A 21,357-nucleotide genomic window follows, 5' to 3' on the forward strand; every position below is an offset into this window, starting at 1 on the left:
AAATGAAAAGATACATATACCTTGCATTTTCGTTAGCAACGCTAACGGCTTGCAGTTTAGATAAAGACCCTATTTCGGAGTTCAACGAAAAAAATACAACTACCGAGGGCAAAAGTTCCTCTGCTATAGAGAACAAAGCACAAATGAAAACACGCTATGAAGCTCTCTATGCCTTTGTGCGTGGATCAGCACAAGAGTTCTGGACATTGGATTTTCTACAACACGCCGAAACCCGTGCTGATAATTCCTATGCAGGCGTTAAAACTTCTGTAAATATAGCTTCTATTGAACAAAATAGCCAAGATGCTGCTAATGCCTATATCAAACGTGATTGGCAAAAATATCTTGAAGCTATCAACTTAGCCAATGTAGTAATTGCCAATGTAGATAAAGTGCCCGATGCTTCCCTTACAACCACTGAACGCAAACAGTGGAAAGCCGAGGCTAAAATATTTAAAGCGTGGATGCTTTTTGATATGACACGACTTTGGGGTGCTATACCTATTCCTGCGATGGAAATCCCTGAAATATCATCTGAAAATGTAGAACAAACCTATAAATTGCTCTTTCCTGAACGCACATCTGTTGCCGAGGTGTACAACATCATTCGTACCAACCTTGAGGAGGCTCTCGTCGATGCTCCTGCAGTGAAGGCTAACGATAAGTTCTTCTTCAGTCGCGCGGTTGCTAATGCACTTTTAGCTCACGTATATGCCGAAAAACCTATACGCGATTACAACAAAACCATTCAGTATTGCGCAGCCGTAGAAGCCGATGGTTTTTCCCTCTTGCCTAATTACGCCGATTTATTTCAAATCAACGATGCTAAAACCGATGTAAAAGTGCGCAATTCTGCTGAGTCTATTTTTGAGATTACCTACTCTCAAGGCGGACAAACGTGGTTACCAGGGCTCTTCGGCTTAAACTACACCAACCCCAATAGCACTTACAACTGGGCAAAATGGGTAACCCCTTCACGCGACCTCATCGCTGCTTTTGATGCTGAGGGCGATACTGTGCGCAAAAACCAAGCTATCGTTTACGGGCAACCCTCTTGGAATATTTATTACCCCTCTAACCACTATCCTTTTATGTACAAAATACGTTCAGGAGGCAGTAGTATCATCAAGTTGCGTTTAGCCGATATCCTCTTGCTCAAAGCTGAAGCTTATGCCGCTTTAGGTCAAACCGCTCAGGCGGCTGCCTTAGTAAATCAAGTACGCGCAAGGGTAGGACTTGCTGCTATTTCCTCTTCTCTTTCACAAGAACAAATGAAAGCAGCCGTACTCAAAGAACGTCGCCTTGAATTGGCATTTGAAGGCTTCCGCTGGTTCGACTTGTTGCGCAATGATAAAGCTATTGAAACAATGAATACACTTAATGCACGTGATGAAGGTCGTTTGCCACGAGTATACCCGCTAACAGAGAATAGTTCCATTTACCCTGTCCCTCAAACTGAATTAGAAAACAATAAAAAACTCACTCAAAACCCTGGTTACTAATGAAATTATTCCCGTCTTTTTTACTTGTAATACTCTGGAGCATCGCTTCTTGCAGCTGCCAGAAAAAATCCAACACAGGGGAGGAACCTACTCCTCCCCCTGTTGTTGAAACATCAGTAGGAAAAGTGAGCGTATTGCTAACTACAGCCAATCGCCAAAAAGAATTCTACAAAGAGCAAACCGACCTAAAGCTCATCAAAAACCCCAAGGCATCTTATAGTATTACCCTAAAACCCACTGAAAGATTCCAAACTATCTATGGCTTCGGGGCTGCCATTACAGGTTCTACCTGCTATAACTTGATGCAGATGTCTCCCGCCGATAGAAAGGCGTTCCTCACCGAAACCTTCTCCGAAACTGAAGGTTTTGGACAGAATTTTGTGCGTATATCCATCGGCTGTTCCGACTTTTCCCTAAGCGAATACACCCTCTGTGATACCAAGGGAATAGAGCATTTTGACCTCACCAAAGAGGAAACGCAATACGTGATTCCTATACTCAAAGAGATTCTCGCTATCAACCCCAAAGTGCAAATCATAGGCTCTCCTTGGACACCTCCACGCTGGATGAAGGTCAATAACCTTACCGATTTGCAACCTCATAACCAATGGACAAGCGGTCAACTGAACCCTGCTCACTATCAAGATTATGCGCTCTATTTTGCCAAATGGTTGCAAGCGATGAAAGACAATGGATTGAACGTCAATGCCATTACTATACAAAACGAACCTCTCAACAGAGGCAACTCGGCTTCTATGTATATGGGATGGGACGAGCAGCTCGCCTTTATCAAAAATGCCTTAGGGAAAACTCTGCGCAACAAAGGCTTTGCTGAGGTTAAAATCTACCTCTTCGACCATAATTACAACTACGATAATAAGCCTTCACAACAGCAATACCCCTTGCATATCTATAAAGATGCTGATGCCTCTCAGTACGTTGCGGGGGCTGCTTACCATAACTACGGGGGGAATCCTAACGAATTGAGCAACATTCATAACCAATACCCCAATAAAGAACTCATCTTTACAGAAAGCTCCATAGGTACTTGGAACGATGGTCGTAACCTCGAACGCCGTCTCACCGAAGATATGCAAGAGCTCGGTATCAAAACCCTCAATAATCATTGCAAGGCGGTGATGGTGTGGAACTTAATGCTCGACGAGCAGGGAGCTCCCAATCGTGAAGGTGGTTGCAAAACTTGTTTTGGTGCGGTCGATATCCAAACATCCGATTATAAGACGATGCAACGCAATTCGCACTACTATGTGATAAGTCATCTTTCGGCAGTCATCAAGCAGGGAGCGACCCGTATAGGCGTTGAGAAAACCACTGATGACAACGTGCAATGTACCGCATTCGAGAACCCCGACGGCTCTTTGGCTTGTGTGTTGTTGAATAAAAAGAAAGAAGCAACCTATCTAACCCTAAGCACCGGCAAGCACTATTTCTCTTATGAAGTACCAGCCAACAGCGTGGTATCCTTTTTGATACCAAAACTATAAAATAGCAATCAACAAATTAATTATCCTATACTTTGTCAAAGTCCTTGGACTTTGACAAAGTATATAAATTGACAAATTAAAATTACGCAAATGAAAAGAATATTATTGTCACTATTCGCAATTGCTTCTGTAGCATTCACCAAAGCGCAAACCGCAACCCCTACTACCGTAATCAAAACGGTAATCCCCTTTGAACAAACCGATGAAACTCCTTGGATTACCCGCTATCAAAAGGATATTACCAACTACCAAAAGGAGAACAAACGCCTCAAAGACCTCTCTTGCGACGCGCTATTCCTCGGTAGTTCGTCTATCAACCTATGGGATACTATCTATGAAGATTTTGCACCGCTGAAACTCATCCGCCGTTCTTATGGAGGGGCAACCTTGCGCGATATGATTTATAACTACAACACCATCGCACAAGGATACAAACCTAAAAGCATTGTTCTTTATGTAGAAAACGATCTCGGAAGCCACAAAGAAGGCGTGAATGCCGTAAAATGCTTCGACCTTTTCCGTATTTTTATCGCACGATTGAAAAAGGACTACCCAACTACCCCCTTGTTTGTAGTGTCGTTAAAACCCTCACAACACAAAGCCGATCAGCTGAAAGACCAACTATTGGTAAACGCTCTTTTAGAGGAAAATGCCACCGCACAAGGCTATACTTATATTGATATCACCAAAGTAATGTACGATGAAGCGGGCAACCTCCGCACCGATATCTTTAAAGAAGACAACCTCCATATGAACGCCGAAGGCTACAAACTATGGACAGCCATTATTAAACCCTATCTTACAACAGTTAAGAAATAACAATTAACAATTGATAATTAACAATTAATAAGTATCGCTATACTTTGTCAAAGCCTTGCCTGTGTGGCTCGCACCTTTGGCAAAGTTAAATTGACAAATCGACAAATTAACAAGTACCCCCGTCGCTTTTGCGGCTTGTCCCCTCCTTTCGGGAGGGGAACGGGGTGGGCAATTGGCAAATCACCAAATCGACAAATCAATACAATATGAAAAATATAAAAACTTTACTGCTTTGCTGTGTCGTAGGTACGCTCTCAGCCCAGCAAACGCCTGTTTATTTAGACGCTTCGCAACCCATTGAGAAGCGTATTGACGATGCCCTCTCGCGAATGACTTTAGAGGAAAAAGTAGCTATGTGCCACGCACAGTCTAAGTTTAGTTCACCTGGAGTGCCCCGTTTGGGTATCCCCGAAAACTGGATGACCGATGGTCCTCACGGCATACGCCCGGAAGTACTTTGGGACGAGTGGAATCAAGCGGGATGGACAAATGATAAATGCACCGCTTTTCCCGCCCTCACTTGCCTTACTGCCACGTGGAATCCCGCTCTCAGCAAAGCCTACGGGAAAGCCATAGGCGAAGAAGCTCGCTACCGCAACAAGAATGTACTCTTAGGTCCTGGGGTGAACATCTACCGCATTCCTCTCAACGGTCGCAATTTCGAGTATATGGGCGAAGACCCTTATTTGGCTTCCAAAATGGTCGTGCCTTATGTACAAGGCGTGCAAGCCAATGGCGTGGCTGCTTGTGTGAAGCACTATGCGCTCAACAATCAAGAAATCAACCGCCATACCGTGAATGTAAAGGTAGACGACCGCGCCCTGTATGAGATTTACCTCCCTGCTTTCAAAGCTGCTGTACAAGAAGGAAAAGCGTGGAGCATAATGGGAGCTTATAACAAATACAAAGACCAATGGGCTTGCCAAAACCAATACCTATTGCAAGACATCTTGCGCAAAGAATGGGGTTTTGACGGCGCCGTAGTATCCGATTGGGGTGGAGTGAACAACACCGATGGCGCTGCCCTCCACGGATTGGATATGGAATTTGGTACGTGGACTGACGGAATGGTCGAAAACCGCTCCAATGCTTACGACCATTACTTCCTTGCTCAACCTTTTCTTGAGAAACTGAAATCGGGGGAAATAAAAGAAGAAGTAGTGAATGAAAAGGTGCGCAATATCCTCCGACTCGTATTCCGCACCAATATGGCAGCCAATCGACCCTTTGGGTCATTCGCCTCACCAGAACACTTTGCCATAGCCCGCAAGATAGGACAAGAAGGTATTGTGCTACTCAAAAACGACAAAAATGTATTGCCTATTGACGTTAAAAAGGCAAAAACCATAGCCGTAATAGGCGAGAATGCTATCAAAATGATGACTGTAGGTGGGGGAAGTTCCTCACTGAAAGCCGTTCACGAGATACTCCCCTTAGACGGAATTAAAAATCGCATAGGCAATACTGCCAAAGTGCTCTATGCACGTGGCTATGCCAGCGACGATTACAAAGACCAAGACGGACTTGCTGCCAACGATATCACCGATAAACGTCCCGCGCAAGAACTCCTCACCGAAGCTGTTAAAACCGCTCAACAAGCCGATGTAGTCATCTTTATAGGCGGACTCAACAAACACGACGGTCAGGATTGCGAAGGTAACGACCGCAAACAATACGGCTTACCTTACGGACAAGATGCCGTGATTGAGGCTTTGGCAAAAGCCAATAAAAACTTAACTGTAGTACTCATTTCGGGGAATGCAATGGCGATGCCTTGGGTGAAAAGTGTACCCGCTATCGTACAAGATTGGTATTTAGGCTCCGAAGCAGGTAACTCCCTCGCCGATGTACTCTTCGGTGATGTGAACCCTTCGGGCAAATTGCCTTTCACTTTTCCAGTGCGTTTGGAAGACAATGGGGCTGTAGCTTTAGGTGAATACCCAGGGGACAAAGATGTTACCTACCACGAAGGCATTTTGGTAGGCTACCGCTACGCCGATACCAAAGGGATAAAACCACTATTCCCTTTCGGTCACGGACTCTCCTATACTACCTTCAAATACGGCAAACTCACTGCCGACAAGAAAACCACCAACGGCGATATCAGCTTCTCGGTAACAGTACAGAACACCGGCAAACGCGATGGTGCTGAAGTAGTACAACTCTATTTGCACGACGAAGAAGCCTCAGTATTGCGCCCGTACAAAGAGCTCAAAGGATTTGAGAAAGTATTCTTGAAAGCAGGAGAGACCAAAACTGTAACCTTCCATATCACCAAGCAAGACCTCTCTTTCTTCAATCCTGAGCAACACGCTTGGGTAGCCGAAAAAGGCACCTTCAAAGCCTTAGTAGGTACCTCTTCAGGCGATATTAAAAGCACAGTAGATTTCACCTTAGAATAAATATTTTTTACTTTTCATATAGCCAAAACTCCAGTACAGTCTTTCACTATACTGGAGTTTTATATACTTTGCCTGTGCGGCTCACACCGTCATTCGTAATTTGTAACTCGTCATTAGACTATAGTTCTTTTCTGAGGCGTGCTACAGGTATATCCATTTGTTCGCGGTATTTGGCGATAGTGCGGCGTGCAATGGGGTAACCTTTCTCTTTGAGGAGCTGTGCCAATTCGTCATCGGGGAGGGGTTTACTCTTGTCTTCCTTAGCGATGATATGTTGTAATATCTGCTTGATTTCACGAGTAGAAACATCTTCTCCTTGGTCGTTCTTCATAGATTCCGAAAAGAAATCTTTAATGAGTTTTGTGCCATAAGGGGTAGTTACGTATTTACTACTCGCTACCCGCGATACAGTAGAGATGTCCATACCTACCTTATCGGCAATATCTTTGAGAATAAGCGGTTTTATTTTCAGTTCATCACCTGTGAGGAAGTATTCGCGTTGGTGTTCCATAATAGCATCCATAGTGATGAGGAGCGTTTGTTGTCGCTGACGAATAGCATCTATAAACCACTTAGCCGAATCCAACTTCTGTTTGATAAAGAACACGGCTTCTTTTTGTGAATTGCTCTTTTCCTTACTCTTCTTATAAGTGTCGAGCATAGTGCTGTATTCCTTAGAAACGTGTAGTTCAGGAGCATTGCGTCCGTTGAGGGAGAGTTCCAACTCGTTATCTACCACCTTTACGGTAAAATCGGGGATAATTTGCTCTATATGTACATTGTTGCCCACGTAAGAACTTCCAGGTTTAGGATTTAGGCGTTCTACCTCTTGTACCGCTTCTTTTAGCTGTTCTTCAGTTACCAAAAAGCGCTGTTGCAGTTTGGTATAATGCTTTTTAGTGAATGCCTCAAAGGCTTCGGTAAGCATTTTGATTGCCAATTCTATAGCAGGGGTTTGTTTTTTGCGGCGCAGTTGTATGAGCAAGCACTCTTGCAGGTCGGCAGCGCCTACTCCTGCAGGGTCTAATTGGAAGATAATCTGTTGGCGTATTTGCTCTACGTGTTCCTCTTCAGTATAGATATTTTGGGTAAAAGCAAGGTCATCGGTAAGGTCTTGAATAGAGCGGCGTATATAGCCTGTATCGTCTATGCTACCCACGAGGAACTCAGCGATGAGGTAATCTTCATCCGAGAGGGTAAAGGTGTTTAATTGGTTGATAAGGGATTGGTGGAACGATATCTCCGCACTGAAAGGAATATCGCGATCCTCATCGTCGTCGCTGTAGTTATTAGCGTGCAAACGATAGTCGGGAATTTCGTCATCACTAAGGTATTCATCGATGTTGATATCGTCCATATCAATTACATCGTTGTCGTTATATTCATCGGCAGAGTTGTCGAACTCATCGTGAAACTCATCGAGGGCATCTTCTTCGCGCCCCGATTCTAAGGCGGGGTTTTCTTCCAACTCTTGTTTTACGCGCTGTTCAAAGGCAAGAGTGGGGAGTTGCACGAGTTTCATCAGCTGTATTTGCTGAGGTGAGAGTTTCTGTGAGAGTTTAAGTTGTAAATTCTGTTTGAGCATTTCTTATGAGATAGGGCGCAAAGATACGAAAAAAATTAGTTACTATTTAAGGTAAGTATAATTTTTGTAGTTTCAAGTACTATTTTAATATCAAGGAATAATGAATATCGCTTGATGTAGTACAAATCATATTCTAATTTTTTAATACTATCTTCAGGAGTGGCTTTTGGGATATGAATTTGAGCCCAACCTGTAACTCCTGGTTTCACCATATGGCGTAGTTTGAAAAAAGGTATTTGTTCTGCGTATTTTTCTACATATTCAGGAATTTCAGGGCGAGGGCCTATAATACTCATATCACCTCTCAATACGTTGTATAATTGAGGTAGTTCATCTATTTTAGTAAAGCGCAATATTTTTCCAATAGGGGTAATACGTGAGTCATTTGCCTGAGTAAAACCTCCATTGTTTAATACCATAGTTCTGATTTTGTATATTTTAAAAGTTTTTCCTTCTCTTCCTACACGTGTCTGCGCAAAGAAAGCACCTCCTTTTGAACTTAAAAGAGTAAGAATAACTCCTATAATAGTTAAAGGTAATGCTATAGGAAGAGCTAAGAAAACAAGTGATAAATCAAAAAAACGTTTGATTAATCGGTGTCTAATTCTTTGTTTTATAGAAAAAATATCATCGCCAATATATTTTTTAGCTTCTAATTTTACGATAGGAATACGTTTGTTGATATTTTCGTAAAATTCTTCTGCTTCATAAACAATAATACCTTTAGTCCTCAAATCAATAATTTCTCTAATGATATCATCAGGATATTCTTTGATTTTTGAAGTTTCAATAACAATAATTGCTATTTTTAGCTTATTGACAATACTCGAAATGGTTCTTTTTTTCTTGGAAATATCATATTTGATAATTCTATAAAATTTAGAGATATTTGATTCCTCTAACAATTTCTCAAGAATACCACCCACATTAATAAATAAACAAGTTGGTCTATGATAAAATATTTTCATAATTATATCTTTTTAAAACAATAAATTATTTCAGTGCTTTTTATGAATTTCATTGATAAGATGTCTAATTTTTTGTTTGTTTTTAAGATTGTGATATCCTCGATTCACAATAAATAAAATAATAGCTAAAACTATAGAGAAAGCTATAAACAAAATTCCCAGCATCAAAGGGGATATTCTTGTATTAAAAAATAAAATTGTTACAAAAACAGCGAGATTAATCAAAGCTAACAGCAAACTTGCTTGTGAGTGCGACAATTTCATATAATCTATCATCACGTGGTGGATATGACTGCGGTCGGCTTTAAAAGGTTGTCCGTGGCGCAACAAGCGGGTGGTGAACACGCGAGTAGTATCAAAAAAGGGAATGAAGATGATAGAGAGTAGCACCCACACTTTGTTGGAAGGGGTGATAACAGCACTTTCTAACAACTCTGTATTGAGCGAAAAGTATTTGATAGCCAATACAGCAATGAGGAACCCTACAATCATAGAGCCTGTATCGCCCATAAACACCCGTTTTTTAGCCGATAAATTATAACGCAAAAAAGCCAATAGAAAACTGATGCTCAACAGTGATAACAGAAAGTAGAAGTACATTTCGGCATCGTAGAAAACATAGGCAAAAGCTCCAAAAATCACAATGCCTACCATTGCTGCTGAACCATTAATGCCATCGATCAGATTGTAAGAATTGACAATAGCCATCACTATAGCACAACTGATGAGTATAGAAAACCAATAAGGAATATCAGTGATACCTAAAAAATTGTTTAATGTGGTGATTTTAAGTCCTGATCCAAAGAAAAGAATGAGAGTAGCGATGATTTGACCTATGATTTTTGTACTGGGGTTTACACCTGTGAGGTCATCCTTTAAACCTACGAAAAACAATACACCAACCCCTGATAGAATATTAATCCCCACACTATCGTTATCAAACGGACGAAGCAAGAACAAGGTAAAAATCAAGCTTACAAAAAAAGAAAGTCCTCCTAAAGTAGGAGTTTTTTCTTTGTGGGAGCTACGCGCATTGGGTTTATCCATCAAGTTTTTTTGTTTTACGACATAGATAACACTTGGCAAAGAAAAGTAAGTTACTCCTAATGAAAGGAGGCACACAAAAAAAGCTGTAAACCATAGGTTTTCCGAAAAGAAAGTAACTATCATATTGTTTATTTCTTATTGATCATTTATTTTATGTTTCGCTACTCCAGCGATGTTTTTCACGTCCCACTGTATAGTCTGTACAAAAGGTTTTTCTCTAAAGGGACAGTCGATAGCGCATATTTTGCAAGAAAAAGGCTTGCAATAGTCTAAGTGAAAGTTGAATTCTATAGTTCTATCTACTTTTTCTACCAATAAATGAATCACTTTTTCCATCTCTTGGTGGGCTTCTTTTAGCGAATAGTAGTAAGGCAGAGTGATATGGGCATCAATATGCAAGTGAGCCCCAAACTGCTGAATACGCATATTGTGAATGTCTATCCACTCGGTTTTGCGGTTAGCTTGCAATATATTTACGAGTTCGGCAAAGAGGGCTTCGTCGCGCTCGTCCATAATACCACTAAGGGCTTTACGTACAATCTTCCACCCTATTACTATGATATAACTACCAAAGCTAATAGCAATTAGAGGGTCGAGCCATAACCAACCGGTGAAGTGTACCAACACCAAACTCAATACAATAGCTGAAGTGGCAAAAGTATCTGATTGCAAGTGTTTGCCTGCACTCATTAGTACTAAAGAGTTCTCTTTTTTCCCTTTTTGGTAAGAAATATACCCCATAGTGTAATTCACTATGGCGGTAGACCCGAAAAGGGCAATCCCCCAGCCTAATTTATCGAGATGTATTCCCTCTATAAGTGACGAAATAGCTTCGATGAGGATAAGTACTCCAGCGATAGCGATGAGCATTCCCTCAATACCAGCGGTAACAAACTCTACCTTGCCGTGTCCGTAAGGGTGGTCGGTATCGCGAGGTTTGTTGCAAAGGTATAGCGAATAGAGCCCCATAAAGGCGGCAATGATATTCACAATGCTCTCCATCGTGTCCGAAAAAATAGCGTTAGAATTGGTAATATGCCACGCTATCAACTTCACGATGAAGAGCAATGTACCTATAAAAGTAACGAGCTTTTGAAACTGAAAACTTTTCACCCTCTAATTTCTACTTCCTAACTTCTAAACTTTAACCTCTGCTGCTTCCAACAAGAAATTGTGTATATCGGTATTGCGCATAAAAGGTTTTAGGCGTTCGCTACCAGGTCCATACATTCCCAATTCAGTGTAATCGGATGAGTGATCCATACTAATCCAACCTACTGAAGTATGAGCTTTTTGTATTTCGGCAAACAATCGGTAAGGCAGGTGTTTGTAGTTGTACAAGCCGTCTTCTTTTCTTTCGGTTTTAGCGTAATAGCCTAAGAGTTCTTTAGCTTGTTCCTCATTGATGTTCATCCCACCGCAGTATTGAGCAACGTGCTCACGCACTTTGGCTACCGAGTCGTTAGAGTTGATTTGTTGTAAAATCCAATCGTTAGAATGGGTGAAGTTTTGCAATCTGTCAAAATTGTCGTTACAATCTTTGCCGTAGATGAGTCCAGGGTTAGCATTACCGTGGTCGGAAGTAAGCACCACAAGAGTGTTGCCGTCGGCTTTAGCAAAGTCGAGTGCTACTCCTATAGCCTCGTCAAAAGCAACTTGGTCGTAGAGCAAAGCCCCTATATCGTTAGCGTGTGCAGCCCAGTCTACTTTACCACCTTCCACTTGTATTACAAAGCCGTTAGGGTGATTTTTGAGCTGGTCGATAGCTTTAGCGGTCATCTCAGCAAGGGTAGGCGATTTAGCTTGTTCTTCACTGCTTTGAGCGCGATCGATAGTGTAGGGGAGTGCATCTTCAGCAAAGAGCCCATAGAGAGGTTTGTTAGCAGGGGCTTTCTGCATTTCACTACGAGTGCGGGCTACGGTATAACCTTTCTTTTTGAGAACGGCAAAGAGGTCTTTCTTGTCCTTGCGATGGGCAGGGTCGAAGTATTTGCTACCGCCACCTAGCATCACGTCAAAGCCTAATTCGGTGTAGTTGAGGGCTATCTCGTCCATAGCATTCCGACTCTTACTCCACGTACAGAAGCCTGCCGGAGTGGCGTGGTTTACCATTACAGTAGTGATACAGCCCACTTTCTTGCCTGCTTTTTTGAACTTTTGCAAGATAGGCATATTCTCTTTGCCATCCGGACTGATATTGAGGCTACCGTTCTTCACACGTACACCACCGCCCCAAGAGGAACTTGCTGCTGAGGAGTCGGTGACTACCGAACTTGCCGATGCCATATCCATTACGGCACGCTGTGCGAGGTTTTGCTCGTATAGTCCCATCCAATGAGAAGGACGACCGAATTTGCGTTTGAGGTAGAGATCGGCCATTACTAAAGTGCCGAAACTCATACCGTCACTCACCATAAAGATGATGTTTTTAGTGCGTTTGTTTTTATGGGCTTCCCCAAGGGTTTGCGCTTGTAAATCAAAGGAAGGCAATACTAAGCCTCCTAAAGCTGCTAAAGCCCCATTTTTAAAAAATGCTCTTCTTTTCATAATAGTTTTTTTATGATATATTTAATTTCTCTTTTAATTCTATCGGAAATTTAGCACGTTGCAAGAGTTCTTCAGCAAGTGCTAATTTCTTTGGAAAAAGTACTTTCCCTTTAAATTTATCAAGACTTTTATCTATTTTTATATCTATCTTTTTATTCATCAACCATTAATCATTATTCATTACTCAAAGCATTCCACCCTCTCGCTATGATTGGGATGAACTGCCCTGCACGAGTGACGAGGTTTACGCCTTCCCCTTTATCAGTAATGTAACCTATTACGCTAAAATTGGGGTTGCCTTTAATTTTGTCGTAATCGGCTTGAGCAATAGTAAAGAGCAGTTCGTAGTCTTCACCGCCACTTAGGGCTATGGTAGTACTATCTAAATTGAACTCCTCACAAGTGCTAATCACTTGTGGGTCAAGAGGTATTTTATCTTCATATAACCTACAACCTACCCCCGATTGTTTGCAAATGTGCAAGAGCTCTGACGATAAGCCATCGCTCACATCCATCATCGCAGTAGGTTTTACACCCAATTGTTTGAGCAGTGGCGGAATGTCCTTGCGGGCTTCGGGTTTGAGCTGGCGTTCCAAAATATAAGAATACATCTCTATATCGGGTTGAGAATTGGGGTTTACCTGAAAGACAGCTTTTTCGCGCTCCAATATCTGCAAACCCATATAGGCACCTCCTATATCGCCTGTGAGCACTATAAGGTCGTTAGGATGTGCCCCGTTGCGGTATACCAAGTCCTCTTCATTCGCTTCACCTATTGCCGTTACCGAGATGATAAGTCCGCGTGTAGAGGAAGTCGTGTCGCCCCCTACCAAGTCCACTTTGTAACGATCACACGCTAAGCGAATGCCCGCATAGAGTTCTTCTAAGGCTTCCAACGGAAAGCGATTAGATACTGCTATTGATACCGTTATTTGGGTAGCGGTGGCATTCATTGCATAAATATCGGATACATTCACCGATACCGCTTTGTAACCCAAGTGTTTTAGCGGTACATAACTGAGGTCAAAATGCACCCCCTCAATGAGCAGGTCGGTAGAGACAACCGTTTTTTTATCTTTAAAATCCATTACCGCGGCATCGTCGCCTACGCCTTTGAGAGTGGAAGGATTGTGGTTTTCAAAACCTTCTGTTAGGCGGTTGATGAGTCCAAATTCACCTAAATCGGCTAATGAGGTGCGGTGTGGCGTTTTATCTTCTATCATTTAGCAAAGTAGTTTAAAGCAATTACCACCCCAAGGTGCATACCCTCGTGAGTGTTGTTGAAATGTATCGCATCTTCTATACAAGTGAGCGCATAGCCATAGCTGGTAGTATAAGGGGTAAAGTTAGAGAATACTCCACGCTCGTAGTCGGCTTGCAGTTGTTTTTGGGTACTGATGAGCAGGCTGCGCAATTCTTGAATTTCGTCAGCGGTAGGGATATGCCCATCGGGATAAGTGCCTTTTTTGTAAGTATCTACAAAAGTTTCGGGTACAACGAAATTGAGTCCTGATAGTTTGTAGCAGAGTATTTGTTGTTGTGCTACACAGTGAGCGATGTTCCACCAGATATTATTGTGAAATCCATTAGGGATTTGCGCTAATTGTTCAGGAGTTAGGTTCTCCAAATAAGTTAAAAGATTGTTGCGGGTTGCCACGTGTAGGGCAAATACTTGGTCTGTCATTATAGTGAAAATTTAAGAGTGAAAAGCAAAAAAGTTGCTAATCACTGTATTTCAGCGCAAAATTACAAAAAATAGACCAATATATCACTATATTTGGAAAAGATTTGTATTTTTGCGCCCTAAATTTAAAAGAAAGCTTTATGTATCAACTAATTAAACAATTACACTCATTCACTGCCTATATAGTATTAGCTGTGCTTATTGCGGCGGTAGTTAATGCACTTATCGGTTATTTCAAGAATAAAAAATACTTTGAGGTAAAAGATCTCCGTTTAAGTTTGTTTGCACTTGTTTTCTCACATATACAAATGTTATTAGGTTTGTTACTATATGTAACAACACCTCGTTTGCAGATGTGGGGTGAGGGGGCTAAGATAGTAATGAAAGATTCCTTATTGCGCCTTCTGTTGTTAGAACACCCTTTGATGAATATCATTGCCATAGCGCTCATCACTGTTGGTTGGGTAAAACTCAAAAAGCAGACTGAGGTGCGCCAGATGTTTGGCAAAATAGCCTTGTTCTACGGTATAGCTTTAGTGCTATTACTTTCCAGAATTCCTTGGGGATTATGGTTAGGATTTTCATAATAGATTTCGTTTTTTAACGAATTATTTTCAATAAAATAGAGGTCTCTCGTTGTAAAATAGCTTTGCAACGAGAGATTTTTTACGTTTATGCAGATGTTAAATATAGTTAAAATTTGAAGAAAAGAGTATTGATTTTCTTGGTTATAAAAAATACTTATAACAGTATATGTGTTATTTATATTATTGAAAATAAGAGACTTAATACAATTTTTAGCAATGTTGTAATATAGGTAAAAAATTAAGATGAAAAATGAGATATTTTTATTAAAAAGTCTATTTTATTGAGAATATGATAAATTCTTAACTGAAATATTGCGATTTGTTCAAAAAAATAGTTTCACTGAGAAATATTTAAGTCTGTAGAAAAAAAATCTGATAGTATTTGGATTCTTGTAAAATTATTCTATAACTTTGCGGTGTTAAACTAAAATTAATAGCGATGAAGAAAAAACTATTTTACGTGTTTTTATTCGTTCTTTTCTTTTCAGCAGTCGCTACTGCACAAGAAAGGACGATTACAGGGGTCGTGAAAGACGATGCCGGTTTGCCCTTGAACGTTGTATCAGTAATGATTAAGGGTTCTTCGCACGGGGTAGCCACCGATTTCGATGGGAATTACAGAATTAAAGTGCCTAACAACAAAGCAGTGTTAGTCTTCTCACAAATAGGGATGAAGACTGTAGAGAAAGTGGTAGGCAAAGCTAACAACATTGATGTAATACTACGTGAAGAAGCTCAAGAGCTTGGAGAAGTAGTAGTTACTGGTGTAGGGGTAGCTACCGATAAGCGCAAAGTAGCGATTTCAGTAGATGCCGTTTCTGAGAAAAGCCTCAAACGTACACCTGTAAAGAGTATTGATGATGCTCTTAGTGGTAAAATTGCCGGAGCACAAATCCAGTCAACCTCAGGGCAACCAGGGCAGCAAGCTAATATCATCTTGCGTGGTATCAACTCTTTGAGTACTACCCAACCGATGGTGATTGTAGATGGAGTAGAAGTAAATACCAATAGTTATTCTTTAGGGACTACGGGTAGTAGTTCTGTGTCTTCTCGTTTAGCCGATTTAGACCTTTCTAATGTAGAACGCGTAGAGGTAATACAAGGTGCCGCCGCCGCTACTATCTATGGAGCACAAGGGGCTAATGGGGTAATCCAGATCTTTACCAAAAAGGGTAAAAAAGGAGAACGCACAGAAATAACTTATAATTCTTCTCTCAGTGTAGATGAAGCTCTTACAGGAAATCTTTCGTTTGCACAAAAACATCCTTATAAAACTGATAAAGAGGGTTATATTATAGATGCTCACAAAGCACGTATAACAGTAGATCCTGAAACAGGATATTGGACAAAACCAGATCCTACTATTAAGGACACAACAGCTAATATTTATTCATACAAAGAGAAAACATACGATCATTTAAAACAGTACTACAAAACTGCTTATACTACCCAACATTCTGTAAATATTACAGGGGCTGCTGGGAATGTAGATTATGCCATAGGAGCTTCTTTGTTAGACCAAACTAGCCCTGTGAATGGTAGTTATAAAAAGAAAAATCTATCAGCCAATGTAGGGGTAGAAGTATTTAAAGGACTTACACTTCGTTCTAATACACAGCTTATCAATAGTAAAAATACAGCAGGAGGAATAAATGGTAGGAGTTATATAACCTCTGGTGTCGGCGGTGCTTTAGGAACTCCTGCTTATGTAGATTTACACTTTAGAGATACAGCAGGAAAATCTCCTGTACATTACGATCCTGACTCTAATGAAGTATTGCCTTTTTATATTTATGAAAATCAAAGCAATTTAGCGGAAAATAATCGTGTAATACAGAGTATAAATGCTAACTACAAGTTTAGCAAAAACTTAGACTTTGATTACAAATATGGTTATGACCATACTCGTTACGATAATAGTGAATTTATTAAAAATCAAAAGAACACCAATACTTCTGGTAAAGGAATCTCTCCTTTAGATGGTCAACTTACCGAACGTTTTATTCGTCATACCCTTCAAAATTCCTTATTAAGTGCTTATTTACGCCTTGATTTTCAAAGAGATTTAAAATGGAAATTACCTATACAATCTACAACTCAGTTATCTTATGATTGGCGTAAGGATAATTATTATCGTCTTACAGCTACAGGTTCAGGTTATGGGGTAAATCCTCCTTTTACGATTTCCTCAGCCAACACTTCAACCTCTAGTGATCTTGAACAAGAGTTTGTAACTTTTGGTTATTTGGTGAACCAAAAGTTTGATTACGCAAATCTTTTTGGAGTATCCGTAGGGGTACGTTCCGACTTTTCGTCTGCTTTTGGTGAAGGAGGTAAACCATTTACTTTTCCTCGTGCGGATGCGTATTTCCGTATAGCCGATTTACTTAAATTAGAAAAAGTTACAGAATTGAAACTTCGCGGGGCTTATGGTGAAGCGGGTATCCAACCTGATGCTTACGACCGTTTGATTACTCTTTCTAATGGTAAATTAGGCGATAAGGGATATTATTACCTGCCTACTACGGCTCGTAACCCTGAATTGGAGGTGCAAAAAAGTAAGGAGTTAGAAGTAGGCTTAGACTATGGATTTCGTCTCGGAGAAGGTTGGTTTCATCGTATCAGCGGGAATGTAGTGTATTGGGATCGTAAATCGTTCGGAACAATTTATAATATTGAAACACCACCTTCTTTAGGAGCTCAAGAACTTACTACCAATGCAATAGACTTATCCAGCAATGGATTGCAAGCATCTTTGGATTTAGGAGTCTTGAGCACTGATAAAGTAGATTGGACTTTTAGCACACGCTTTAGCAAAGGAGAAACAGTAGTCGATAAAATTTCTAACGGCAAACGTATTGTAGTAGGTATTCAAGGAGGGGGACAAAGTACTCTCGATGAAGGTGAACGCGTAGGTACTTTCTTTGGGTACAAGCCACTCAGCTCACTTACTCAAACTAATTCTAAAGGTGAACGTTATATCGCTGATGCTGATTTGAACAATTATCAATTGGTAAATGGGATGGTAGTAAATAAACAAAGCAAAGAAGTAATATTTAGCACTGAACAGGAAAAAATGGGTGATGCTACCCCTGATTTTACGATGTCGTTCTTTAATGATATTACCTTTGCCAAAAAATTGACCTTCTCTGTGCAAGTAGATTGGACAAAAGGAGGTGATATTTACAATGGTACAAAACAACGTATGTATTTCAATAGAACCCACGGTGACCTTGATACACCTATACCTGTAGATAAGAATTTACCCTATACAAACTATTATGTATCTTTGTATAACAAGGGACAAGCCACTTCTTATTTTATAGAAGATGGTTCGTATGTAAGAGTGCGCAACGTCTCTCTTTCTTATGATATGACCGATATCCTAAAAGAAACCTTTATCAAAGGATTGACACTTACTGCTTCAGTAAGGAATTTGCTTACCTTTACTAACTATTCAGGGTTAGACCCTGAAGCCGTAGGGGTATCACTCAATGAACCACTCTATCGTGGTATCGATTTGTACACTTTTCCTAATATGCGTACCGTTACAATGGCACTTAATGTTAGATTTTAACTCTTAATACCGAAATACAATGAAAAAGATATATACAATAATTGCTGTAGTAGCTTTACTCTTTACTGCTTGTAGTAAGGATTCACTTAAACTACAGAATCCTAATGAGCCTGGTTTGGAAAATCTTAGAACGGAAGAAGGTATCCAAAAATTTGCCTTAGGGGTGTATGCTCCAATGAAAGGAGGAGTTAATTATTACGCTTGGTTTGCACTTACTCTTCATAATTTGATGGGAGACTCCACTACTGCTTTTGCACTTAACTTTGGTTTCTGTTATAGTAACCTAATGTTTACTATTACACGTCCTGATGGAACTGTTGTCAAATCTTCTTTGTTAGGAGAAAGAACTCAGGGAGCAGTGTTGAAACAATTAAATATCAGAGAAAATGGGAATGAAAATGCTTTCAATAATGAATGGATGGCTATGTATGGTGTATTAGGACATTGCAACTTAGCTCTTAAACTCCTTGATGACAATGAAGTAGTTTTTAAAGATAATGCTGAAGTAAAGAAAAAAACTTATCAAGCATGGTTCTTATGGTGGAAAGCTTTTGCTTACTCTCGTATTGGTTCTCTTTATGCAAAGGGAGTGATTACTAATGAATACAATGTGCTTAGCAATAACTACCAATCACACGAAGCAATAATCACTGAAGCCAATCGTATCTTTGAAGAAGCAAAAGCAATCTTAGCTACTATTCCCGAGGGAGACACTACTTATAGTGGTCTTATTGATGCTTTTATTCCCTCTCAGTTTAAAGAAGGCAATGGAGGAATTATAACTCCTCAAATGTTTATCCGCAATATCAATACCTATATAGCGCGTAACATTCTAGTAAACAAATACGCTTCAGACCTTACAGCTACTGATTTATCTCAAATAGAAACTTTAGTGAATAATGGTATTCAACAAGGTGATAAGATCTTTACAATGCGCTCTATGGCTAATACTACTTTGTGTTTTGTAAGTGAAACCGCTTGGACTCCTTATAGGATTCTTGTAGGTTGGGAAAACCTTTCTGAGCGTTTAGTGCAAGATTTTAAAGCTGGAGATAATCGCTATACTCGAAATGTAGTAAGAAGGTCTAGCGTTCTTTTCAATCCTCGAAATCGTGGTTATGGTATAAGTACTCGTTATGCACTTAAAGATGGTGGTGATTATGCAAGTACTACCGCAGGAGTTGTAGAACTCCCTTTTGCAGGTACTTATGAAGAAAACCAATTGATGCTTGCTGAGGTAAAATTGAGAAAAGACAACGATATTGATGGGGCTTTAACCCTTGTAGATGCAGTGCGTACTTACCAAAATGCAGGCTTAGCAGCTGTTGCAGGTACAGGCTTAACCAAGGAACAAGCTTTGGAAGAACTCCGCAAAGAACGTCGTATAGGCTTGTTCCTTAAAGGGACTTCTTTCTATGATGCACGTCGTTGGGGCATTCTCAAACCCGTAGCTCAAGGAGGTGGTCGTACTAATGCCAATGTAGTAGTTGCCGCCGATGGTACTACCGAGGCTTGTACTATAGATTATCAATACTTAGAGTGGTTTGATGTTCCTGCTTCTGAAACTGATTTTAATCCATTAAACTAAAAAGTAAAGCGTTTTTTATACTCGCTATACATCAAAAAAACACCTATAGTTGCTTTACTATAGGTGTTTTTATTATCTTTGCCCTCTCAAGATAAGAAAAATGAAATTTTTGAAATACACTTTTTGGCTACTTTGGAAGTCTTGGTTTTATGTGCTTGTAGCCTCTATTATACTACTCCTTTTGCCCCTATTACTCGTTCTTACTGCTCATAAAAGGTGGTATCGCGCCTTGTATTGGGTGATGCGATACCTCTGGGCAACCCCTATATTGTACGGTATGGGCTTCTTTCCTAAAGTAAAACGCGAATATACAATACCTAATGATCACCATAGCTATATGTTGGTTGCCAATCACTACAGTATGATGGACATAATGCTAATGTTGTATTGCAGTAAAAACCCCTTTGTGTTTGTAGGAAAGAAAGAACTCTCTAAACTTCCTTTGTTTGGTTATTTCTACAAGCGTGTGGCAATAATGGTGGATAGAAAGAGTCCGCAGAGTAGGAGGGAGGTCTATACTCAAGCAATGGAGCGCATAGAGGCAGGTTTGAGCATTTGTATTTTCCCTGAAGGGGGCGTCCCCGATGATGAGAGTATTGTACTCGATAGTTTTAAGGATGGGGCTTTTCGCATCGCGATAGAATGCCAAATACCCATAGTGCCAATGGTGTTCTACGACACTAAAAAACGCTTTCCTTTCCGCTTTTTTGCGGGCAGTACGGGCACAATGCGAGTGGATGTACTACCCCCTATTTCTACCCAAGGCAAAACCCTTGACGATAAAGAGACTCTACGAGAAGAAGTGCGTGCGTTGTTGTGGGAGAGACTTATAAAATCTTCTGGAAGAACTCATTCTGAGGGAAAAGAGTAGCCCCCTTGTTAGCAGTTTCTTTAGCTTTTTCCTTTTCACCTTTCTTCAAATAGTAGCTTACTAATAGTTGATAGGTTTCTTCATAACCCCAACTCACGGGACTATCCTTAGGTGCTTTGCTGAATAGGGCGATGGCTTGCAGGAAATAATTTTCGGTTTTGCGTTGTCCACCATACATTTCGGGAGTGTGCATATCTTGTATACCCTTCACTAAAAAATACCGCGGATTAGCTTTGTCTATTGATAGCGCTTCGTCTAAATCATCGTTAATTTTCATTGCTTTTTGGTACATATTGGCATTAGGAGCTACAAAATTTAAAGCATAGCTTTCACAAAGAGCCAAAAGCACCCAGTCTTCAGCATCTTTATCGGTTTTCTTTTCCAATAACTGAACAGCTTTCTCTATATCGGCTTTGCCAAGAAGGCGAAGAGCCTCATTCTTTACACTTCCATAAGTGCCTAGCATAGAAGCTTTGCGATACAAAAGATAGGCTTTCCAATAATCGGAAAGTTGCTTTTCGTTCTTTTCGTAAAAGTCACGCAAAGGCTGCTCGCTCTTTTGTTGGTGAGCAGTGGCTAAAACGGAGGCGATTTGTGCATCCGTACTTTGTGCTGTAGCTATGCCGCTGAACAATAGCCAACACATTAAATACAAATTAAAATACTTCATCATAT

17 protein-coding genes are annotated in these 21,357 nt (G+C 40.5%); 8 read left to right on the top strand and 9 right to left on the bottom strand.

Annotated elements, in window-relative coordinates; all coding sequences use genetic code 11:
* The first annotated feature begins 2 nt into the window (after positions 1-2).
* From CBG49_RS06095 to CBG49_RS06110, 4 genes are all read left to right on the top strand, one after another.
* A complete protein-coding gene (locus CBG49_RS06095) occupies positions 3-1,502 on the top strand; it encodes a RagB/SusD family nutrient uptake outer membrane protein (RefSeq protein ID WP_088595274.1) in 1,500 nt (499 codons plus the stop codon).
* Entirely contained in the window at positions 1,502-3,007 is a 1,506-nt protein-coding gene (locus tag CBG49_RS06100) for a glycoside hydrolase family 30 protein (protein WP_088593793.1), read from the top strand. Before CBG49_RS06095 ends, CBG49_RS06100 begins: the two co-directional genes overlap by 1 nt.
* 90 nt (positions 3,008-3,097) lie before the next feature.
* The gene (locus CBG49_RS06105; RefSeq protein ID WP_088593794.1) at positions 3,098-3,826 is read left to right on the top strand and encodes a GDSL-type esterase/lipase family protein; all 729 of its coding nucleotides are present in this window, start codon (positions 3,098-3,100) and stop codon (positions 3,824-3,826) included.
* Between the two features lie 206 nt (positions 3,827-4,032).
* Entirely contained in the window at positions 4,033-6,228 is a 2,196-nt protein-coding gene (locus CBG49_RS06110; RefSeq protein ID WP_088595275.1) for a glycoside hydrolase family 3 C-terminal domain-containing protein, read from the top strand.
* 118 nt (positions 6,229-6,346) lie between these two features.
* Here the strand turns inward: CBG49_RS06110 and rpoN are convergent, their stop codons facing one another.
* The 8 genes from rpoN to CBG49_RS06145 are packed head-to-tail and all read right to left on the bottom strand — an operon-like array spanning position 6,347 to position 14,059.
* Complete coding sequence (gene rpoN, locus CBG49_RS06115) at positions 6,347-7,813, bottom strand: RNA polymerase factor sigma-54 (protein ID WP_088593795.1); 1,467 nt, start codon at positions 7,811-7,813, stop codon at positions 6,347-6,349.
* Positions 7,814-7,848: 35 nt separating this feature from the next.
* Positions 7,849-8,781 (bottom strand): sugar transferase, encoded by a 933-nt coding sequence (locus CBG49_RS06120; protein WP_009412465.1) that lies wholly within the window; start codon positions 8,779-8,781, stop codon positions 7,849-7,851.
* Between the two features lie 30 nt (positions 8,782-8,811).
* Positions 8,812-9,951, bottom strand: coding sequence for a glycosyltransferase family 4 protein (locus CBG49_RS06125; protein WP_193433079.1), 1,140 nt, complete (start codon positions 9,949-9,951; stop codon positions 8,812-8,814).
* Positions 9,952-9,963: 12 nt separating this feature from the next.
* Positions 9,964-10,941, bottom strand: a complete 978-nt coding sequence (locus CBG49_RS06130) for a cation diffusion facilitator family transporter (RefSeq protein ID WP_088593797.1) — start codon at positions 10,939-10,941, stop codon at positions 9,964-9,966.
* 24 nt (positions 10,942-10,965) lie between these two features.
* Positions 10,966-12,375: an alkaline phosphatase gene (locus CBG49_RS06135; protein WP_088593798.1), complete on the bottom strand. Its 1,410-nt coding sequence runs from the start codon at positions 12,373-12,375 to the stop codon at positions 10,966-10,968.
* A gap of 10 nt (positions 12,376-12,385) precedes the next feature.
* On the bottom strand, positions 12,386-12,535 hold the full coding sequence (locus CBG49_RS15855; RefSeq protein WP_167372070.1) for a hypothetical protein: 150 nt from the start codon (positions 12,533-12,535) through the stop codon (positions 12,386-12,388).
* A 13-nt stretch (positions 12,536-12,548) separates the two neighbouring features.
* Entirely contained in the window at positions 12,549-13,598 is a 1,050-nt protein-coding gene (thiL, locus tag CBG49_RS06140) for a thiamine-phosphate kinase (RefSeq protein WP_088593799.1), read from the bottom strand.
* Positions 13,595-14,059: a DinB family protein gene (locus tag CBG49_RS06145; RefSeq protein ID WP_009412471.1), complete on the bottom strand. Its 465-nt coding sequence runs from the start codon at positions 14,057-14,059 to the stop codon at positions 13,595-13,597. The genes thiL and CBG49_RS06145 overlap by 4 nt, the downstream gene beginning before the upstream one ends.
* Positions 14,060-14,199: 140 nt before the next feature.
* Between CBG49_RS06145 and CBG49_RS06150 the strand changes: the two genes are divergently transcribed.
* The 4 genes from CBG49_RS06150 (at position 14,200) to CBG49_RS06165 (ending at position 20,682) form a co-directional block, all read left to right on the top strand.
* Entirely contained in the window at positions 14,200-14,646 is a 447-nt protein-coding gene (locus CBG49_RS06150) for a hypothetical protein (protein ID WP_088593800.1), read from the top strand.
* 439 nt (positions 14,647-15,085) lie between these two features.
* Positions 15,086-18,223 carry a SusC/RagA family TonB-linked outer membrane protein gene (locus tag CBG49_RS06155; RefSeq protein ID WP_088593801.1) on the top strand — a complete coding sequence of 1,046 codons (3,138 nt, stop codon included), beginning with the start codon at positions 15,086-15,088 and terminating at the stop codon, positions 18,221-18,223.
* A 19-nt stretch (positions 18,224-18,242) separates the two neighbouring features.
* Positions 18,243-19,811 carry a RagB/SusD family nutrient uptake outer membrane protein gene (locus CBG49_RS06160; RefSeq protein ID WP_088593802.1) on the top strand — a complete coding sequence of 523 codons (1,569 nt, stop codon included), beginning with the start codon at positions 18,243-18,245 and terminating at the stop codon, positions 19,809-19,811.
* 100 nt (positions 19,812-19,911) lie between these two features.
* A complete protein-coding gene (locus CBG49_RS06165) occupies positions 19,912-20,682 on the top strand; it encodes a lysophospholipid acyltransferase family protein (RefSeq protein WP_088593803.1) in 771 nt (256 codons plus the stop codon).
* Here the strand turns inward: CBG49_RS06165 and CBG49_RS06170 are convergent.
* Positions 20,639-21,355 carry a hypothetical protein gene (locus CBG49_RS06170; protein ID WP_088593804.1) on the bottom strand — a complete coding sequence of 239 codons (717 nt, stop codon included), beginning with the start codon at positions 21,353-21,355 and terminating at the stop codon, positions 20,639-20,641. The genes CBG49_RS06165 and CBG49_RS06170 overlap by 44 nt on opposite strands.
* Between the last annotated feature and the right edge of the window lie 2 nt (positions 21,356-21,357).

Source organism: Capnocytophaga endodontalis (genome assembly GCF_002209445.1).
Classification (GTDB): domain Bacteria; phylum Bacteroidota; class Bacteroidia; order Flavobacteriales; family Flavobacteriaceae; genus Capnocytophaga; species Capnocytophaga periodontitidis.